The sequence below is a fragment of the Chryseobacterium sp. FR048 genome (assembly GCF_056844665.1).
In genome coordinates, this window is sequence record NZ_JBXDSE010000001.1 from 112,911 (window position 1) to 130,257 (window position 17,347).

A 17,347-nucleotide genomic window follows, 5' to 3' on the forward strand; every position below is an offset into this window, starting at 1 on the left:
TGTAACATGGAAAGAGCAATTGTACATATGGATCTGGATACTTTTTTTGTTTCCTGCGAACGGAAAAAGAACACTGAGCTACTCGGAAAACCTATTATCATTGGAGGCGGTGACCGTGGTGTAGTAGCATCCTGTTCTTACGAAACAAGGTTATTTGGTGTACGTTCTGCAATGCCGATAAAAATGGCTCTCCGCCTATGCCCGGAAGCAATGGTCATCAAAGGTGATATGGATTTGTATCTCAAAATGTCTGAGCTTGTCACCGAGGTGATCAGAGATAAGGTTCCTGTAATGGAAAAAGCAAGCATCGATGAATTCTATCTTGACCTGTCTGGAATGGATAAGTTTTTTGGATGCTATAAGTGGACACAGGAAGTAGCGCGAGCAGTGACAGACCATACAGGACTTCCTATTAGTTTTGCATTGTCAACCAATAAGACAGTTGCTAAAATAGGAACTGGAGAAGCTAAACCTGTAGGAAGACTTGAAGTCAAAGAATCTGAAGTCCAGCCTTTTCTCAATCCTTTATCTATCAAAAAGATTCCTATGGTAGGAAGTGAAACTTTCCAGCTGTTGTCGAGACTTGGGGTACGAACAATCCAAACCCTGTCTCAAACTCCCCCTGATATTTTACAACAGCTGATTGGTAAAAATGGGAATGTTCTTTGGAAAAAAGCCAATGGTATCGATGAAACCCCGGTCATGCAATATTCAGAAAGAAAATCCATTTCCACTGAAGATACCTTTTCACAAGATACCATCGATGTGTTTGCCATAAGAAGTATTCTTTCCGGAATGGTAGAAAAACTTTGTTACCAGTTGCGGGAAGAAAAATGGCTCACCTCTACTGTTGCTGTAAAGATTCGTTACTCCAATTTTGACACGGAAACAAAACAATGTCGCATCTCCCATACTTCTGCAGATCATACGCTTCTTAAATATGTACTTGAGTTGTTTAATAAGCTTTATACAAGAAGGATCAGGATAAGAATGGTTGGGGTTAAATTTACCAATCTTGTTCATGGATGCCACCAGATGAGCCTTTTTGAGGATACTGAAGAACAGATCTCACTGTATCAGGCAATGGATAAGATCAAAAACAGGTTCGGAGTTTCCAGTGTGTGTAGAGCCTCAGGTTTAATGCTTTAATATCTTATGATCATGTTTCTCAACTGTCATACTTACCATAGCTTACGTTACGGAACCATTTCTGTCCCGGATTTGGTTTTGCAGGCTGCTCACTATCAATTAAAAGCTCTGGCACTAACCGATATCAATACAGTGACAGGAATTTATGAGTTTTATAAATTATGCAGAGAAAAAGGTATCAAACCTATTGTAGGAGTCGATGTCAGGGTTGACCATACTCCCTATTATGTTTGTCTGGCAAAGAATTCAATGGGGATTGCAGAAGTTAATAAACTGTTGACAGATTACAATTGTGAAGGTATTGAAATTCCGAAATTCAATCCTAAGCTTGATTATAATTTTATCATTTATGCATTACACCGTATTCCTGAAAAGTTAGCGGAAAACGAATTCATAGGAGTTCGGACTAATGAATTAAATCTTTTGATAAAACCTGAATGGAAAAAGTGGATTCATAAAATGGTTATTTTACACCCTGTTACCTTCAGTACCAATCAGGAGTACAAGCTTCACAAAGTGTTGAGAGCTATTGCAGGAAATACCCTGATAACCAAACTAACAGAAGATGACTACTGTCAGGCTAATGAGGCATTTATTGGCAAAAAAAGTCTATTGGAGCAATATAAAAATTATCCTCAGATCATTGAAAATACCAAATTCATTGTCAATGAATGCAGTTTTGATTTTGAGTTTAAAACACCAAAGAATAAAAAGCATTATACCGATGGCAAGGAAAATGATTTTAAACTATTATCCCGACTAGCTTACGAAGGTTTGGCTCAAAGATATCCGGGTAATAACAGCCAGGCTATTGAAAGGGTTAAAAAAGAATTAACGGTGATTGACCAGTTAAACTTCTGCGGCTATTTTTTAATTACCTGGGATATTATTCAATACAGCAAAAGCATGGGCTTTATGCATGTCGGAAGAGGAAGTGGAGCCAACAGCATTATTGCTTATTGCTTAGGAATTTCTGATATATGTCCCTTAGAGCTGGATCTATATTTTGAGCGGTTTCTAAATTTGAATCGTAAGACACCACCCGACTTCGACATCGACTGGAGTTGGAAGAACCGTGATACAATCTTAGAATATATCTTTAAAAAATACGGAAAAGATCATGTTGCTTTTTGCGGAACCAATGTCGAATTTAAAAAAAGATCAAGATTTAGAGAACTCGGAAAAGTATTTGGACTTCCTAAAGATGAGCTGGACCAGCTTTCCAAAAAGCCTAAAGAACTACATGATCAGAATTCTGTGGTTCAGGAGATTTATAAATATGAGCAGTTAATGATAGGATTTCCCAATCAAAGAAGTATGCACTCCTGTGGAATTCTGATTTCTGAAGAACCGATTACAAATTACTCGGCTTTGGAGTTTCCTCCAAAAGAGTTTCCAATCGTGCAATTCGATATGTACACAGCCGAAGATATTGGACTTGAAAAATTTGATATTCTATCACAGAGAGGATTGGGAACGATTAAAGACACAGTCAATTTGATTGAGGAAAAAAGGGGAATAACTGTGGATATTGAAGATACCGGAATTTCAAAAAATGAAAAGCTATGCAATGAGTATCTCAGTATCGGTAAAACCATCGGCTGTTTTTATATTGAATCTCCTGCCATGAGAGGCCTACTCAGAAGGCTCAAATGTGACAATTATAAAGTATTGGTTGCAGCATCATCGATTATCCGTCCAGGAGTAGCACAAAGTGGCATGATGAGAGAGTATATCTTTAGACACAATCATCCCGGACAGTTTGAATACTTTCATGAAGTTTTTGAAAAAGAATTGGGGGAAACCTATGGCATAATGGTATATCAAGAAGATGTTATCAAAATTGCCATGCACTTTGGAGGTATTTCAGCTGCTAATGGTGATGTTCTCCGAAGAGCCATGAGTGGTAAAAGTCGGTCTCTTTCTGCGTTACAAAAAGTTCAAAATGACTTTTTTGAATCCTGTAAGAAAAAAGGGCATCCTGCTCAACTATCTCAGGAAGTTTACCGACAAATAGAATCCTTTGCTGGCTATTCATTTTGTAAAGCGCATTCGGCATCTTATGCTGTAGAAAGCTATCAAAGCTTATATCTAAAAGTCTACTATCCTATTGAATTTATGGTTTCGGCAATTAACAATGGTGGAGGATTTTACAGAACGGAAGTCTATATTCACGAAGCTAAAATGTCAGGTGCTGTGATCCACAATCCCTGTGTTAACCTCAGCGAATTCAATACGACAGTATATGGAACAGATGTTTATTTAGGATTAATGCATATCGAAAGATTGGAGGCAACCGTTAAATTATTTATTCCTGAAGAAAGAAAAGAAAATGGTGATTACAGATCACTGGAAGATTTCGTCAAAAGAGTAAATATCGGTATTGAAACTTTACAGATTTTAATTTTTGTAGGTGCTTTCGGATTTACCGGGAAACAGAAACACGAGTTATTAATTGAAGCGAGATTTCTTTTATCCAAGAATCAATATAAAACGAAAATCATTTCCTTGTTTGAGGAACCTCAAAAGGATTATGAGTTACCTATGATCGAAAGAAATCCGTTTGAAGATGCTTTTGACGAAATTGAAATATTAGGATTTACTGTCTCATATTCTATTTTTGATTTACTGAAAACAAAATACAGAGGTCATGTTTTGGTAAAAGACCTTTTAAAGTATCATAAGAAACAGGTAAAAATGTTAGCTTATCTTATTTCCCGAAAGCACGTTCCTATTAAAATGAGAAACCATCCTGATAAAAAAGATGATATGTATTTTGGAACTTGGATTGATGCTGAAGGACAATATTTTGATACCGCTCACTTTCCTGATAGTCTTAAACAGTTTCCTTTTAAAGAAGGTGGTATTTATCTTTTATTGGGAACTGTTGAAGTAGATTATCATTTTCCAACTATTACTATTACGAAAATGGCAAAGATGCCACTCATAGCAGATCCCAGATATTCTATGGATGAAGAAAAGGCTCAAGAAGTTGCAAAGAAACTTAAGGAAGACGTAAGTCTAACGTTTAGAGAACCATACCCTAAAAAAAACGAAATTAAACTATCCAGATATAAGTCTGGATAAAATATTTTTTAATTAAAAAGCTGCGTTAGAATTTATGGAAATAAGAATTATTCAAGCCAAAATTTATTTACTCCCTCAATAAAATCCTCTTCAGTATAATCATAAACAATAGCGACACTATATCTTGCTCTAGTTAAGGCTACATAAAATTTAGCTATATCCAATGTATCTTTTTCTACAATTTTGCCTGTAGTCTTATTTTTTATGTTTTTTTTTAGAATACCTGTCTTTAAATATTCTATTATTGGTTTTGTGGGATAAATTAAGACTCTATCAAATCCTAAGCCTTTACAATTACCAAAATTCCATTCAGGCGGAACTGCCAATTGATGTCTTAATACAACAGGTTGATAAAGCAATCTGTATTTTTCAACAATAGTACTATTAATTACAAAAACTCCTGAATGATTATTAATGAAATTTCTGCATTCTGGACATTGACAGGGTTCACTTTTTTCCAAATCAGGAAATAATCGAGAAGAAAAACTACAGATTTCTGCATTGTTTCTATGAGAAAAATGCAGAGTTGTTTCATCAATGGTACAGTACTTAGCGCAAGTATCTATAATAAACTGCTTAATATTTCCATCCTTGTATTTATTATTCTTACGTTCGTTATGTGTTAGATAAGTAACTTGCCTTGGATCACCCACCAAAATAGTTTTTATCTCAGTTTTAAAGATCAATTTGAGAAGCTCAAGGTCATTACCTGCAAGATCTTGAACTTCATCTACGAATACATATTTAAAAATCTTAGAGAGCCTTCGAATCACCATGCCATTCGATTGTTTGTTACAGCGGATAACAAATTTTGAAAGTTTATCCGAATATATCTTTCCATTGGGTGAAAAATAATGTTTATAGAAATTTTTTTCTTCCGCAAATGGAATAGCAACTCCTAATTTATTAACGAACTGAATGCCTGAGGCTTCGTTTACCAAAAGTAAACCATTTATTTTTCCATCATAGACTGAACCTTGATATGGTTTTGCGCCATGCTGTATTAAAAAAGAAAACCAGGTTTGAATAGTTACATTCGCCGGAATACTCCCGTTGATTTCGTAAAATTTCTTGCGAATCTCCTTTTCGTTAGCCTCTGTGTAAGTAGTTATTAAAACAGGATCTTGAATGTTCAGCGCCTGCCGAACTAAATAGGTTGTTTTACCGGATCCTGCAACGGAAATGATTAACTTATTTTCCAATCGCATCAAGAATATATTTTGGAAATTTTAGCTTCTCTTTTGTTTCAAAAATTTTTAATGCACAAGCCGTCTTATAGCTTCGCATGTGTAAATGTAATTCATCTAAGTTCTTATTTAATCCTAAAATTCGGTTGACTGCCTTTACCCCGTTTGCTTTTAAAAATTTGGGTTCTAAAGTATTATAATTAAAAGGCTTTCCTTGACTGATAGTTAATTCTCCTGAATCTATAATATCATCAAAACAAATTTTTATAAAGTCTTTCGCATTGCTATCTATATAGTCTTTATACTTAGCTTTTAAAGCCTCTAAATTACCATCTGTATCAGTGACAACACAAACAGGTTTGTTAATTCTGGTAGCAATCTGTAAAAATCTCAGAAAGCTTGTACCCACGGATATAACATCGATTTGATCCTCAATAGGTAATCTGCCGTTATTATTATCCATATAAGCTCGCTGAATCAAAAGCTCATCACAGTCACCTTCAACAAGTATTGCTTTTTTGCACAATATCAATCTAAGGGTATCATATCCTGGAAGCTTTTCAAAAAATTCATGAGTTTTTTCTGAAAGATTATTGAGCCTGAGCGGAATTTTATTTTCAATAATGATGAGCTTTTCCAATCCAAGCTTATTGGCAACAAAACTGCTGTGTGTTGATATAAGAATTTGTTTATCTATACACTTTTCATGAATATCTTTAATTAACTGATTTAGTTTTGAATGTGATAAATGATTTTCCGGTTCCTCAATGAGTATGATATTGGCCTCTCGGGACTTTTTATGCTCTAATGCCAATTTTGTTTTTATAACTGCCTGCTCCCCCTTTCCAATATGCTGAAACGGTATATCTTCAACAGATGTAAGAAAACTTGATTCCCAGGCATCCTTGGATGAAAGATCGATTGTTAACTTTAGACGCTTATCAGTTGAACTGTCAACAGCCAACGAACTGATGATGTCATTTACCTTTTTCACGGATAGATCATTGATAAATTCTGTCTGCAGTCTACGATGAGCCTGCGTTAATCCATTTTTATCTTTATCTTCCAGATGGTTTCGTACAATATGAGAAATATAAACATCAGAACCATTCTTATAGCGGGTTGAACTAGAGTCAATTAAAGCAGATTTTACAGGAATTTTTCTTGGAGTTATGGATTCTCTCGCACATGAAGTCCAATTGACTTCGTAAAATTCAATAGGAAGTGCGGATATGTTTCCTTGAGCTACATATTCATTGTATTCAGAGCGGTATTTATCCGCTAATCCAATTTTAAAACATATTCCACACTCATTTTTTTTGGTGCTGTTTCCATCCCCTTCAAAAAAAGGAAGGTCTTCTCCTGCAATAAATATTTCTATATTGATTTCTGGTGGAGGCAGCGGTGATGAAGTACTTAAACTTGTAAGATATTCCTGCACCGCATCAAAATTAAAATAATATTCTGAAAGATCATTAATGAAATATCTCCCGTTGGATAGACCGGAAAGAGCCAGATGGATAGCCTCCAATATTGTAGATTTTCCGGTTTCATTGTTACCAACTAAAATATTCAGACCTTTATTCAATTCAAGATGGAAAGGTTCTCTATATGACTTGAAGTTTGAAATAATTACTTTACTGATATGCATAATTAAGTTTGGTTATTAGTGAATCTTATTTTTAATGAGAGTACTATTATTCGATAAAAGCAACAATATATATCGTTATTCAAATCTTTTGAGTTTAGCAAATAAATTAACCAAATCTTTTTCTGAATCTCCAAGTCCTCCATTTCCTATAATTAACGTTGGATTTGTAGGCATTATCTTCTTAATTTCATCTTCTACCATATTCAAAATTGGTTTTAAAATTTTCATATCGCTGTAAAATCTCTTTTCCATTTCATCAACATTCGCGTATGTACCGTATGTAAATCTGGCAATATTAATTTTCAATTCTAATAATTTTTGATCACCAACAAAAGAGGAAAAATCGTTATTCAAAACTTTTTGACCAACTTCCAATCCATAGTTTTTATGTTCTTCTAGAGTTTGGTACTTATAAATTAAGGAGTCTTTTTTTACTTCTTCTTTTATCTTTGAAGCTAACATCCCTGATTCAGCAATATTAAATTCTAATGCGTATTTGTTAAACAAATAAGGTTGCATTAAAGATTTGGTAAAGGCTGAAATGTCAGACATTCCACTAATAAAGACGAAAATATTTTTTGATATTGAATCTTGGAGATAATCAAGAAAATTTCGGCTTAGTTCTGATTTTAATTCTGCAATTTGGTACATTAAACTTTTACCATTTAAAAGTTTTTTATAAAATCCTTCATCATATCCATATAAATCAAATAATCCAAAATATAATCTGTTCTCTTTTGGTATATTTTTTAGTTTTTGTCTTATTTTCTCTAGGTCTTCATCACTTTTAAATCCCGTGAACTCCTCAAAAACATCCCTAAGCATTTTTTCACTGGCAACTTTCTCAACATCGAAAAACATCGATACAATATGCTTGTTATTTTTAAGTTTTAAATCAAGATCAACGCCTTGAATTGGCTCTATCTTAATTTGACTTAAAATAGAAGTAAGTTGCGGGAGAACATTTTCATAATTCATATTTTTAAAGGAAACATTATCAGAAATTACCTCCAAAGTCCAGTTTTGAAGGTAGGTACTGTCAATTGCTTCCTTATTAAAATTACTCAGAAATTGTGTAGCACGCTCGTTAAATCCTTTCATAGCAACAAAATAATACACAAAATTTGTTTGATCGGTGATCAGCGTCTTGTCTTGAATTGCATGAAGAACGAACTTAATAATTTCTCTGGCAATTCCTGGCTTTGTCAATAAGCTATCGTAACGTTTGCATTGGATAACACCAACATTTTGATCGTCAAATTGTAAAAGTAAATCCCTGCCTCGATCGCTTGTGCCTTTCATCAAACGAACTGTATTATACTTATTCGTATTTATTCCTAAATCAATATCACTTTTAAAAATAAAGTAACACATCAGCTCAAATTCTCTTGAGTTCAGGTATTCAATGGGATAATTCCTTCCATTAAATGCAGGAATCTTATCCTTAGAAATATCCAGTTCTTCCGTGATTTCCCGTTCACTAACTATCTGCATATCATTTTTTTTATACTATAAGTTTTTGTTATTTAAGAAAGTCTTATCAACTCTAATGCGCGGGCGTAAACTTCCTCGTATTTTACAGGAGAATTTTTTTTCAGATTTGCATGAATATCTGCATGCATATTTTTATCAAGATTATATTTTTCAATACCAAACCGAGCCAAAATATTTTCTAAAGGTTGTTTACCGAAAGAATCTTCAAACTGCCCATCAGCATGAATGTTAACGCTGTGACAATATCCTAATTTTGAAAGTGCATATTTTGATGAATATTTCTCTGCAACTATCGCAATTGCCCTGATATTCTTTACATCTTCTAACGCTTGAGCCAAAACTGCACAATGACCAAATGAAAAGCTTGCAGCTAAGTATGCGGGTACTGAGGGATTTAATCTTTTGGGAAGCATTTTTAAAAATACAGTACTTTTTAAAATAAGTTCTTCAGCTCTTAGAATCTTTTCTTCATTAGGTTTTATTCTTAAAGGTAACTTCCAAATTTGATCCTCACTATAATATTTAGTTTGAACACCACCATAAAAAGCACCCCCTCTTTTCTGCACAATCGGAGATATAATATTTTCACTGAATTCTTCTGCTGGTTTTTTACCTGTAAAATCAAAGACATCATCGTTATCTGTTCCTACATAAACCCGCAGTGATTTCATCATGCTTTCTGGAGCACCTTGAAAGGGAGTCCACCAATCTATATGCAGTAACCAGCCACTTACTCTTGCTAATGCTATAGCAAAATTAACCCCGTCTTCTTTTTCCCATTCTTTCAGAAAAAAATCTGGGAAAAACTTTTTCGAAACACTCTTACTTTTCATTACCTCTATATTACAATCAAGTTTTATCTAAAAAAATATTAACAATGTAATAGTCAAAAACACCGAAGTACCTTTCATTTTATTATGTCTACGATTTCAGTATATAAATTACATTATTATGAATTCTGTTAAAATAAAAATACTAAAAATATTGGACAATAAATTATTATATTCATAATAGATAATCAAATATATAATAAGGATTTCAAGATAAATTATGGTAAACCATAATCGCATTATTTAATATTAAGTCCTGATAAAATCCTGAACAAATAAATTAAGTTGTTGAGCCTAAAAAACAGCAGGACTCTACAAGATAGACAGATATCTGTGTATTACTATATTTGAGAATATCCTAAAATCGTTATATGCCATTCCATACTATTAAAGCTTTCATATTTACATCTCTCTTTTTACACGCATTTACAATAGTTTCTGGTCAGCAAAAGTCTGATTTTGAAAAAGCTAAATATGGATTCCTAAATCTACAAGATAGTACTAGAACAAAAGTATGGTGGTTTCACGGTGAGACAGAAACTACAAAAGAAGGAATTACGGCAGACTTAACTGCATTCAAAAAACAAGGCGTCGGAGGTGTTGTTTACTATGACCAGAGCCACGGCAAAGCAGAAAACGCATTAAAGGGATTTTCAAAAGAATGGTGGGAAATGCTGAAGTTTGCCTCATCAGAAGCGAAACGTTTGGGATTAAACTTTGAACTTCACATTTCCAACGGCTATGTCGCAGGAGGACCTTGGATTACTAACGAAACAGGAATGAAACGCCTTACCGCTACTGAACTTTTAATCAATGGTGGTAAAAAATTTAGCGGAAAACTTCCTGAACCTAAAAACAAATTTAATTTTTACAAGGATGTTGCTGTTCTTGCTATTCCAGCTTACAGAGGAGCGGGCAAAACTTCTTTCACAGAAAATGTAAAAATCACCTCCAATATCAAGGGATTAGATATACCAAAACTTTTTGATCCTTATTCGGGTGCTTCGATTAGGATTCCAAGAAATAACTCTGGATATTACATAGACATTGAGTTTCCAGAAAATTTTGAAGCCAGAAGCATCACCTACAAAATACAACCGAGAGGAAAAGCAACGACCAGTGCCACCAATATTCCTGCTCCACCATCAGATATCTTTACTGGTACAGGATACAGAGTTTTACCTGATTTTGGACAGCTGGAATTTTCAAATGACGGAATCCACTTTCAGAAAGTATGTGATTTAAAACCAATCTATAAAGCACATGAAAGCTGGAGACAAAAAACAGTTTCTTTTAATGTTGTAAAAGCTAAATATTACAGGTTGAATTTACACAACTGGTGGGAAGAATCTGAAAAGAATCAGGAACTACTCTTAAACTCCATCGTCTTGAATTCAAGTGCAATGGTCGATCAATATGAAGAAAAAGCAGGTTTGTTTTCTGAATATATTGAAAAGGACAGAACGCCCGAATTTAAAACTGATGAAGTAATCCGTTCAAAAGACATTTTCAATATAACTGATAAATTAGATTTAAACGGGGTTTTAAATTGGAATGCTCCTAAAGGTGCTTGGCTCATCATGAGATTTGCATACGAACCTACGGGTGCAAACACCAAACACGGACGCTCAAATCTTATCGGAAAGGAATGTGATAAATTATCTGCTGAAGCCGCAACTTTGCATTGGAATAATTATGTTGCCGTTATTGCAGATTCTTTGAAAGCATCGGGAAATAATAATCTTTCGGGAATTGCAATGGACAGTCACGAAGCTGGTGCTCAAAATTGGACAGATACATTTATCGAAGAGTTTAAAACAAGAAGAGGATACGATCCTACCTTGCTCCTACCATCTATGGTTGGTTATGTCGTTGATGACGTGAAAAAGTCAGATGGATTTCTATTTGATGTCAGAAGAAACATTGCTGATATGATTTCAGACAACTACTATGGAACCTTCGATAAGCTAGCCAGACAAAGGGGACTTGTTTTTACAGCACAGGCTATCGGAAATGCATTGTGTATCGTCGGAGATCCAATTCAGGCAAAAAGTAAAGTCGAAAAACCACAGGGTGAATTTTGGGTGATCCATCCGGATGGAAATTATGACATCAAAGAAAGTTCGTCAGCAGCCCATCTGTATGGAAAACCTATTGCTTCAGCTGAAGCTTACACAGACGCAAAATATTCAACGTCTTTGGCAGAATTAAAATCTCTTGCAGATTATGCCTATGCTTTTGGTATTAATGAATTTGTAATCTGTGCATCCGCATACCAACCCTGGTTAGATAAATTCCCGGGAAGTACTGGCGGAGGCCGACAATATGCAATCAACAGGAATAATACTTGGTGGGACTACAGCAAACCTTTTTGGGATTTTCAATCCCGAAGTGCCTATCTTATGAGAATTGGTAAATATGTTGCAGATATTTGCGTTTATCTCGGAGAAAATGCTCCCGTGAAAATCCTAACCAATCGCTTACCGGACATTCCCGGAGGATTTGATTTTGACGCATTCTCAACCGATGCTCTTTTAACAAGAATGAATGGAAAGGATGGAAAGATAATTTTACCTGATGGAGTTGCTTATAAAATGATGGTTCTTCCAAGAAACGGAGACATTACGCTTACCGCTTTAAGAAAAATAGCTGACATTGTTTATAAAGGAGGAAATGTCTATGGTCCAAAACCTTTAAAATCAGGTTCAGCAGCAGATATAGGAAAAGAAGATGAGTATCAACAATTGACCGATAAGTTATGGGGTCAAAATCCTTCAGTGATTGGTTCTAAAAAATATGGAAAAGGTTCTGTCTATTGGGGAGGTAATTTAAAATCTACTTTGGAAAAAGCAGATATCAAGGCTGATCTGTCCTTAGAAAAATCTGATACTAAATCTTCTAAAATTTACTTTAGCCATAGAAAGTTTAATGATGCTGATCTATTCTTCATAGACAATCATAAAGATATGGAAGAGCAAAATGTTTTCACGTTTTCTGCAAAAGGAAAATATGTGCAAGTATGGAATCCTGCAAACGGTGAACGATTTTCTGTTCCTGTAATAAAAAAAACAGGTCAATCTGCTTCCATTAATATCACTTTAGCACCGAAAGAATCATTATTCATTATCATAAGTGATATCTCAGAGGTATTGCCTCAAAAACCTACAGAAAAACTAAGTGAATTTCAGCCTGATTTGCTAAAAAATTCGTGGAATGTATTATTCGACAAAAGCAAAGGCGGAGCGGGAAAGGTGAAATTTAATGAGTTAAAAGACTGGACAAGCTTCGACGATTTTAAAATAAAATATTACTCTGGAACAGCAGTTTATGATAAAACATTTATCTATAAATCTAAAAGCAAAAAGGTATTTCTGGAATTGGGTACTTCAGGTGCTGCTGCACAGATTTTTATTAATGGGAAAGTTGCAGGAAATGTATGGTGTTCACCTTGGAGAATAGAGATTTCAGATTTGCTAAGAAATGGAAAAAATCATATTGAAATCAGAATTACAAACTCACTGATGAACAGAATGATCTATGATGCTAAAATTCCGGAGAAAGAGCGCGTAACTTACTCCTATCCTGAAGTTATAACTGCAGAGGATAAATTAACTCCATCAGGACTGACTTCTGTAAAATTACTAATTCAGGAAAAATAGATAATTGAAATAAAAAAACTTCCACAGTTTAATCTATTGTATAGTTTTTAGACTGTAATTTCATAATTTTGCAATACGTGCAAACAAGGCTAAAGTTTTTTCTACTCATTGTTGCCCATATAATATTTATGGGACACAATTCTGTTTCGCATAATCACTTATCTTTTCATAATTTTCCAGAGGAACATAATCAGCAGCATCACACTGGTTTTTTAAACGACAATCCTTTAGAATTCATATTTTCCGGAATAGCACATACGGGTGATGAATTAACTTATGAAAAAAGTGATATTTCAGATCTGTATTCCCACGAAAAACAATCGCAAGACAATCACGATTTTCTTTTAACAGATCATTTTGATTGGAAGCCTAAGCAGAAAGACTTTGTTTATTATCTGTTTGGGGAAAATGAACATTTTAGCATATTTTCTAAACTTCAATCCCCTGACTTTCTCAGGGGACCACCTTCTCCGCACATTTGTAATATCCTCTTAGTTAATTTTCTTTCAGAAAGTTAACTATACCCTGTGAAATCATAAGCTGTTTTCAGTTTTAGTTTTATGGTTATATCAATCGTAATCCCAAATTTTATTTAAATGTCATACAAAAGAAGAATGAGGAGAGCTACACTTCGGCTGGAATCACAAAATGTTCAACCTCCTCAACAAAAGAAAAGTAAAAATTCAGTCCTTAAAATAATCTCAATCATTTTGCTTATTCTCGGATTTATAATTTTTGCCGCATATGAATTTGTAATTTTCTGGTTGAAAAACAGATCATAATTTTTTAAGTAATTTTACGTTATACTACTATTTAATTCCCTATTTTTGTGGAAAGGATGCCAAAATCAATTAAACTTTTATTTCTCATTTTAGCCCACTTTATTTTTGTGGGGCACAATGTTGTTGCGCATCATCACCATAATCCTTCCTATTCTCAGCAAGATCACCACCACCATCAATATGATAATGGTAATGAACATCCTGAGAATAATGTCTTAGAAGTTATATATTCCGGGTTAGCACATACGGGCAGCCATGCCGTATATAGTAATACGGATAGTAGTTATATATCTCACGTAAATAAAAATCAGAATTTAGACGTTCAATTTACTTTTGAAAATTGGAATTGGAAGCCTGAAAAAGGCTTTGTGTCGGATTCTAAAATCCATACTGAAAATTCTGAAGATTATCTTTTTAAATACAATTCAACCCTCTACTTACGGGGACCTCCAAATTTCATTGTTTAATACTCAGGAATAGATATTTATCATATCTGTTCAAAATTTTCTTTTCCTATTTTCTACAATAGGAGTTATCAACTTATTTAATAATTTAAAATAAAACAATGAAAAATATATTTTTAGCAATCACTGCATCTTTAGCAATAGTAGCTTGTAACGAGAAAAAAGAAACAACAGAGACTACAGATACCACTGAATCTCAATCTGTAAATAATCCAGATTCGACTTCTGAAGCAACTCAGGGTTTGAATGAAAACACACCAGTTTTGGATTCAGCTACATCAAAGGCTAAAGAAGATAGTATAATTAAAGCTCACGGTCACAAACATTAAAATTTCATTAGGTTAAAAACTGATTTTAGCCTCGAAATATTTTTATAAAAGTCCTCTTTACAGAGGGCTTTTGAGACGTTATGTTTAATAATTATACTAAAAATGAAATTAAAAATAAGGTATTTATTACCAATAATACTTCTATTAATCTTCTCAGGGTCAGTGTTTGCTCACGGTGTTGACGAAAATACACAAGCCTTTTTAGAAGAAAATACAGGTTCTGCTTTCATTCCTTTTCTTTACATCGGAGCAAAGCATATGATAACGGGATATGACCACTTATTGTTCTTAGTGGGAGTTATTTTCTTTCTGTATAAAACAAAAGAAATTTTACTCTATGTAAGCTTCTTTACAATAGGTCACAGTACTACTCTATTATTAGGAGTTTTAGCTGATTTGGAGATCAACTCTTATCTCATAGATGCAATCATTGCCCTATCAATTATTTACAAAGGGTTTGATAATCTCGGAGGGTTTAAAACATTTTTCGGAAAACAGCCAAATACTAAAGCTGCGGTATTGATCTTCGGTCTCTTTCACGGTTTTGGATTGGCAAGTAAGCTTCAAGAGCTGTCCCTTAATAAAGACGGTCTTTTTGTAAACCTAATTGGATTCAATATCGGAGTGGAGATTGGACAGTTCATTGCTTTGGCATTGGTTCTTTTCATTATTACGCAATGGAGGAAATATCCAAGCTTTATGAAGTTTTCAACCTTAACCAATACCATTTTGATGGCAATGGGTTTTCTCTTATTCGGTTACCAGCTAGCCGGTTATTTTAATTCTTAAAAAAAGAAAAATGTCAGAATTACAACATCAGATTTTAGATAAAAAATCTATTATAAAACAAGTAGTTATTGCCGCAATCATTGGTGCTGTGCTTTTAGTAAGTGCTGTTCTGCCGGCTGAATTCGGAATCGATCCATTGGGTATCGGAAAAGTGACGGGATTTGATAAACTTTATATTCCCGAAGATGAGAACAAAGGGTCAAGTTCGAATACTCCTCACGAAACTTTAACAATGTCTAAATTGGGCTCAGGAAAGGATGTTCCTCGTCCTAAAGAAGCAGATAATCCACCTCCTGCACAGCAGTTGGCTGTTCGTGAAGATGAGGCAAGTGTTTTGGTTCCTGCAGGAAAAGGCTTAGAATACAAGGTCAATATGCTTAAGTACGGCGTTTTGGAATATGAATGGAAAACCGACAAAGGCGAAGTTTATCTGGATATGCACGGCGAAGTGAAAGACAATCATAATTTTTTCGAAAGTTATTTGATTGCTTACTCCAATAATATGACCGGGACAATTATTGCTCCTTTTGAAGGGCCACACGGATGGTATTTCAAGAATAATGGTACTGAAGATGTAACGGTTAAGATTCGACTAAAAGGGCAATACCTGCCAAAAGAATAGATTGGAGAACATGTTATTGCTGTTTTTATAAAAAAACATTCATTTCATCCGGTTGTTGCCTCAATACTATTATTGGGGTGACAACCTTTTCAAAGCATCAATAACATAGCCAATGTAGTACAAGTCAACATATCGCATATGGAAGATTTAAACAAATCGTTCTCTAAAAACTTCATTTGGAGACTTTCAGGCATAGTCGTGCTGACTATCGTTGGACTATTTTGTTATTATAAACTTATTGCTGACTATGCTGTTTTCTGGGTAATAATTGTCGGAATATTTCTGCTGCTCAAAGCGGCAATAGAAAAATTAATACATCGTAACAAAATAGGTTATGAATTTTTTATTACAATCGGCGTCATATTGCTGTTGTTTGAAAAAGAATATGAAACAGGAATAATTATTTTGGTTATTACTCTTGTCAGATCTCTTAAAGATTTTGTACTCACTAAAACAATCGCTCTGATTGAGGATGATTATGAATATAAATCTTCATTAGAATACTTAACTGAAAACACATTAACCTGGCTGGCTCCAGTTGCCATACTTATCACTGGTATTTTGTATATAGTGACCAGTGATATTAATCTTGTCTTGACATTATTGATTTTTATTTCTTTTCCAGACGTTGGAATAATGAGTGCCTCCGTTAAGATGTTTGCCAGAACACGAGCTATCCGAGATAGAATTCTTATTAGTGATAACGAGATTTTTGATGAAATTGCTGAAGTTGATACGATTATTTTCACACAGGATGTCCTGTATGTAGATGGTACACTAAGGATCGAACTTGAACATATTTTTTCTACCATACAGGAAAAAGGAAGATATGGTGTAAGTATTTTGGTAGATGATAAAAGAAATTTTGAAGATACTTCAAAACTTCTTGAAAAGATGGATTTGGCACCGATAGCAATGCAGGATACCGTTCTCACTAACAATAAGTTAATGATTGTTGGAAATGAGAATGACTGTCAATCGATATATCCTTATTCTCATCTAAAGTTCTTAGTGGGTTTTTCAAGTTCATACTATTCTGATATTAGTACGAGTATCATTTCATTGGACAACCATCTTTTAAGCTTGATCAGAATTCTTAACATATCTGCACTGTCCGAAAAGATAATTAAACAAAACATATTTTTAATAGTTCCTCTCTACTATATTTTGGCAGTTATAGCAGTACGTTATTTTGATTTAACAATTATACAGACAATCATATTATTTTTAGTCCCTGAAGCATTGGTTTTTCTGAATTCCGTAAAACTTTTAGGTATAAAAATTAAAGATTAAAAAAATCCCAT

At 34.1% G+C, this 17,347-nt stretch carries 13 protein-coding genes; 9 read left to right on the plus strand and 4 right to left on the minus strand.

Annotation, left to right across the window (positions count from 1 at the left end):
• The first annotated feature begins 6 nt into the window (after positions 1 to 6).
• Together dinB and AC106K_RS00510 are read left to right on the plus strand one after the other, a co-directional pair.
• Positions 7 to 1,149: a DNA polymerase IV gene (dinB, locus tag AC106K_RS00505; protein WP_482442814.1), complete on the plus strand. Its 1,143-nt coding sequence runs from the start codon at positions 7 to 9 to the stop codon at positions 1,147 to 1,149.
• Between the two features lie 12 nt (positions 1,150 to 1,161).
• A complete protein-coding gene (locus tag AC106K_RS00510) occupies positions 1,162 to 4,236 on the plus strand; it encodes a DNA polymerase III subunit alpha (protein WP_482442816.1) in 3,075 nt (1,024 codons plus the stop codon).
• A gap of 47 nt (positions 4,237 to 4,283) precedes the next feature.
• Here the strand turns inward: AC106K_RS00510 and AC106K_RS00515 are convergent, their stop codons facing one another.
• From AC106K_RS00515 to AC106K_RS00530, 4 genes are all read right to left on the minus strand, one after another.
• Positions 4,284 to 5,438 carry a UvrD-helicase domain-containing protein gene (locus AC106K_RS00515; RefSeq protein ID WP_482442817.1) on the minus strand — a complete coding sequence of 385 codons (1,155 nt, stop codon included), beginning with the start codon at positions 5,436 to 5,438 and terminating at the stop codon, positions 4,284 to 4,286.
• Positions 5,428 to 7,074, minus strand: a complete 1,647-nt coding sequence (locus tag AC106K_RS00520) for an ATP-dependent nuclease (RefSeq protein ID WP_482442818.1) — start codon at positions 7,072 to 7,074, stop codon at positions 5,428 to 5,430. The genes AC106K_RS00515 and AC106K_RS00520 overlap by 11 nt, the downstream gene beginning before the upstream one ends.
• A 75-nt stretch (positions 7,075 to 7,149) precedes the next feature.
• Positions 7,150 to 8,568 carry a restriction endonuclease gene (locus tag AC106K_RS00525; RefSeq protein ID WP_482442819.1) on the minus strand — a complete coding sequence of 473 codons (1,419 nt, stop codon included), beginning with the start codon at positions 8,566 to 8,568 and terminating at the stop codon, positions 7,150 to 7,152.
• A gap of 32 nt (positions 8,569 to 8,600) precedes the next feature.
• Positions 8,601 to 9,401: a hypothetical protein gene (locus tag AC106K_RS00530; protein WP_482442820.1), complete on the minus strand. Its 801-nt coding sequence runs from the start codon at positions 9,399 to 9,401 to the stop codon at positions 8,601 to 8,603.
• Positions 9,402 to 9,769: 368 nt separating this feature from the next.
• Between AC106K_RS00530 and AC106K_RS00535 the strand changes: the two genes are divergently transcribed.
• The 7 genes from AC106K_RS00535 (at position 9,770) to AC106K_RS00565 (ending at position 17,336) form a co-directional block, all read left to right on the plus strand.
• Complete coding sequence (locus AC106K_RS00535; RefSeq protein ID WP_482442821.1) at positions 9,770 to 13,057, plus strand: glycosyl hydrolase; 3,288 nt, start codon at positions 9,770 to 9,772, stop codon at positions 13,055 to 13,057.
• Positions 13,058 to 13,185: 128 nt separating this feature from the next.
• Entirely contained in the window at positions 13,186 to 13,575 is a 390-nt protein-coding gene (locus AC106K_RS00540; RefSeq protein WP_482442822.1) for a hypothetical protein, read from the plus strand.
• 320 nt (positions 13,576 to 13,895) lie between these two features.
• The gene (locus AC106K_RS00545) at positions 13,896 to 14,306 is read left to right on the plus strand and encodes a hypothetical protein (protein WP_482442823.1); all 411 of its coding nucleotides are present in this window, start codon (positions 13,896 to 13,898) and stop codon (positions 14,304 to 14,306) included.
• A 98-nt stretch (positions 14,307 to 14,404) separates the two neighbouring features.
• The gene (locus AC106K_RS00550; RefSeq protein ID WP_482442824.1) at positions 14,405 to 14,632 is read left to right on the plus strand and encodes a hypothetical protein; all 228 of its coding nucleotides are present in this window, start codon (positions 14,405 to 14,407) and stop codon (positions 14,630 to 14,632) included.
• Positions 14,633 to 14,734: 102 nt separating this feature from the next.
• The gene (locus AC106K_RS00555) at positions 14,735 to 15,421 is read left to right on the plus strand and encodes a HupE/UreJ family protein (RefSeq protein ID WP_482403363.1); all 687 of its coding nucleotides are present in this window, start codon (positions 14,735 to 14,737) and stop codon (positions 15,419 to 15,421) included.
• Between the two features lie 10 nt (positions 15,422 to 15,431).
• A complete protein-coding gene (locus AC106K_RS00560) occupies positions 15,432 to 16,043 on the plus strand; it encodes a hypothetical protein (RefSeq protein WP_482442826.1) in 612 nt (203 codons plus the stop codon).
• Positions 16,044 to 16,181: 138 nt separating this feature from the next.
• The gene (locus AC106K_RS00565) at positions 16,182 to 17,336 is read left to right on the plus strand and encodes a hypothetical protein (RefSeq protein WP_482442828.1); all 1,155 of its coding nucleotides are present in this window, start codon (positions 16,182 to 16,184) and stop codon (positions 17,334 to 17,336) included.
• Positions 17,337 to 17,347: the final 11 nt, after the last annotated feature.